The 530-nt window shown below is 46.6% G+C and carries 1 protein-coding gene; it reads left to right on the top strand.

All coding sequences use genetic code 11. The features are described from left to right. On the top strand, positions 1-530 hold a 530-nt coding region (locus ACTQWB_RS18745; protein WP_441485573.1), incomplete at both ends, for a prealbumin-like fold domain-containing protein.

Below are 530 nucleotides of genomic sequence, written 5' to 3'. Positions count from 1 at the left end.
GAAACAGAAGCCCCGGCAGGCTATGTAACCCCGGCTGGAACAGCTGCCAAGACAGAGACAGTAGTTGTAGAAGCAGGCCAGGCATCCGTTGTATTGTATACGATCAATGTAAGCAATACGAAGGAAAACGAAGGAAAGCTGAAACTGGTAAAAACCGGAACTGACGGTAAAAAGCTTGCAGGAGCAGAGTTCGACTTATACCGTGTGGAAGATGGAAAAGCGGACACTAGGATCAATAAGGTGCCGTTAGTAACAGATGAAAACGGAACCATTGAGATCAGTGTAGACCCAGGAAGCTATTACTTCGAAGAGACAAAAGCCCCGGCAGGCTATGTAACACCGAGCGGAGCAGCAGCAAGGACTGAGATCAAGACAGTAGAGGCTGGTCAGACAGAAGTAAAAACTTATACTTTCGAAATGAGCAATACAGAAGAAAGTAAAGGAAAACTGGAACTGGTCAAGACAGGAGCAGAGGGAAAAGCCCTTGAGGGAGCAAAATTCGACCTGTATAAAGTTGGGAATCCGGATGA

The sequence above is a fragment of the Blautia sp. HCP3S3_H10_2 genome (assembly GCF_052122375.1).
In the GTDB taxonomy this organism is placed as follows: Bacteria; Bacillota; Clostridia; order Lachnospirales; family Lachnospiraceae; genus Blautia_A.
Note: the sequence above shows the minus strand (reverse complement) of the source record. Positions and strands in the feature narration are given on the sequence as shown.